The sequence below is a fragment of the Pseudomonas sp. K5002 genome (assembly GCF_013386655.1).
In the GTDB taxonomy this organism is placed as follows: Bacteria; Pseudomonadota; Gammaproteobacteria; order Pseudomonadales; family Pseudomonadaceae; genus Aquipseudomonas.
On the sequence record NZ_JACARK010000928.1, the window covers coordinates 1 to 2947 of the forward strand.

The window sequence follows — 2947 nt, forward strand, 5'->3', positions numbered from 1 at the left end:
CTGTAAGAGCGGAACCAATCGAAGCCATCACCCAAATAACGGATATGCCCCCCATCCAACAAATACGAAAGTTCCCCCACGCCAGCCGCTTTGTCCCCGCTTCCCATGTCACCCCCCACCCCCCGAATCCTCTAATTTCCCAACCCTGCGGGAAGCCTCCCGGCCCACGACTGCGCCCGCGCTTTAAACCGGGCCTCCCAGGCACTTACGCGACAGCTGAAAACGGACTTTCTCCTCAACCGTATCCGACTCAAAAAAGCAGGTTACCCCATGCAGTTCAGCAAATTACTGGCAGCTCTTTCCACCCACCCGATCCGCCTGCAAATGGACGAAGGCGACCTGATCATCCTGGGTGACGACGACGCGCTGGATGACGCCCTATGGGACCAACTGATCGCCCACAAACCCCAACTGCTCGACCTCGTCGCCCAACACGGCGGCGACTGGCTCAGCCCGGCCTATCGCATCACCCCGGACATGCTGCCCCTGGTCAACCTCGACCAACCCGCCATCGACCGCATCGTCACCGCGATCCCGGGCGGGGCGGCGAATGTGCAGGATATCTACCCCTTGGCGCCGCTCCAGGAAGGCATGCTCTACCACCATCTGTCAGCGCACCAGGGCGACCCCTACGTGCTGCACGCGCAGTTCGTGTTCGACAGCCGTGCCCGTCTTGAAACCTTCGCCCAGGCCTTGCAATGGGTCATCGACCGCCACGATATCCTGCGCACCTCGATGGCCTGGGAACGCCTCGACGAACCCCTGCAAGTGGTCTGGCGCAAAGCCTACCTGGTCTGCGAAGAAGCCCGCCTCGACGGCGATGTACTGACCCAACTGCAAGCCCTCTACGACGCCCGCAACTACCGCATGGACCTCGGCCAGGCACCGCTGCTGCGCCTGGTGTTCGCCGAAGACCCGCGCAACCAGCGTGTGGTCGCCATGCTGCTGTTCCACCACACCATCCTCGACCACACCGCCCTCGACGTGGTGCGCCGGGAGATCCAGCTGCACCTCGCCGGCCAGACCGAACACGCCAGTGCACCGGTGCCGTTTCGCAACTACATCGCCCAGGTCCGCCATGGCGTCAGCGAACAGGCTCACGAAGCGTTCTTCCGCGAGATGCTGGCCGATATCGACGAGCCAACCCTGCCGTTCGGCCTGCAGGATGTTCAGGGTGACGGGCATGGCATCGACGAAACCCGCATTGCCGTCGACGGCGATCTAAGTCGCCGTCTAAGGGCCCAGGCAAGACCGTTGGGTGTCAGCCCGGCCAGCGTGATGCACCTGGCGCTGGCCCAGGTGCTGGGCAAGGTTTCCGCTCGCGAAGCCGTGGTATTTGGCAGCGTGATGCTCGGCCGCATGGGCGCAGGCGAGGGCTCCGACCAGGCCCTGGGCATGTTCATCAACACCCTGCCGCTACGGGTAGATGTAGGCGAACAAAGCGTGCGCGAGGGCGTACAAACCACCCATAAACGCCTGACCGAATTGCTCGATCACGAACACGCCTCCCTGGCCCTGGCCCAGCGTTGCAGCGGTGTGGCCGCACCCACGCCGTTGTTCAGTGCCATCCTCAATTACCGTCACAGCGATGCCTCGGACACCCAGGCGGTGATCGACATCGCCGAAGGCATCCAGGTGTTGGGCGCCGAAGAACGCACCAACTACCCGCTGACGGTCAACGTCGATGACCTGGGCGAAGGCTTTGCCTTTACCGTGATGGTGGACGCCTCCATCGGCGCGACGCGCATTGCCGGTTACCTGCACACCGCCCTGGAAAACCTGGTGCTGGCCCTGGAACAAACGCCAGATGCACCGTTGCACAACCTGGGCATCCTGCCTGCCGCCGAACGCCAGCATCTGCTGCATGGCCTTAACGCCAGCACCCAGCACTACGCCGATTCAGCCCTGATCCACCAGCAAGTCGAAGCTCATGCCGCCAGCCATCCCGAAGCCATCGCGCTGCGCTTTGAACACGAACACCTGAGCTACCGCGAGCTGAACGAGCGCGCCAACCAGGTTGCGCATTGCCTGCTCAAGCATGGCATCCGCCCCGACGACCGGGTGGCGATCTGTGTCGAACGCGGGCTGGAAATGATCATTGGCCTGCTGGGGATTCTCAAGGCTGGGGCGGGTTATGTGCCGATCGATCCGGCCTACCCGCTGGACCGTATCGCCTACACCCTGAAAGACAGCGCGCCGCTGGCGGTGCTGGTGCAGGACGACACCCGCCACTTGGTGGGCGACGTCACGTCGATCGACCTCAACAGCCTGCAGCACGAGCCCATCGTCAACCCCAACGTTGCAATCAGCGCGTCCAGCCTGGCCTATGTGATCTACACCTCCGGCTCCACCGGCCTGCCCAAGGGCGTGATGATCGAACACCGCAACGTCGCGCGACTGTTCAGCGCCACCGAGCATTGGTTCAAGTTCAACGCCAATGACACCTGGGCGCTGTTCCACTCGTTTGCCTTCGACTTCTCCGTGTGGGAGATCTGGGGCGCGCTGATGCATGGCGGGCAGTTGCTGGTGGTGCCGCAGTTGGTCAGCCGCTCGCCGGACGAGTGTTACGCACTGCTGTGCGAAGCCGGCGTCAGTATTCTCAACCAGACCCCGAGCGCGTTCCGCCAGTTGATCGCGGCGCAGGGCCGCAGCCAGCAACTGCACTCGCTGCGCCAGGTGATCTTCGGCGGTGAAGCCCTGGAACCGGGGATTCTCAAGCCGTGGTACGCCCGGGTGACCAACGCCGGTACGCGGTTGGTCAACATGTATGGCATCACCGAAACCACCGTGCATGTGACCTACCGTGCCCTGGAGGCGGCGGATGCACAGCGGGTGGGCGTGAGCCCGATTGGCGTGCGCATTCCCGACTTGCAACTGTATGTGCTGGACGCCCGCCGCGAACCGGTGCCGAGCGGCGTAGTCGGGGAGTTGTACGTCGGCGGTGCCG

1 protein-coding gene is annotated in these 2947 nt (G+C 63.6%); it reads left to right on the forward strand.

The window, feature by feature from the left end:
• Positions 1-270: 270 nt before the first annotated feature.
• Positions 271-2947 (forward strand): amino acid adenylation domain-containing protein (locus HX846_RS31135; RefSeq protein WP_256740162.1); only part of this gene is annotated, 2677 nt, incomplete at its 3' end.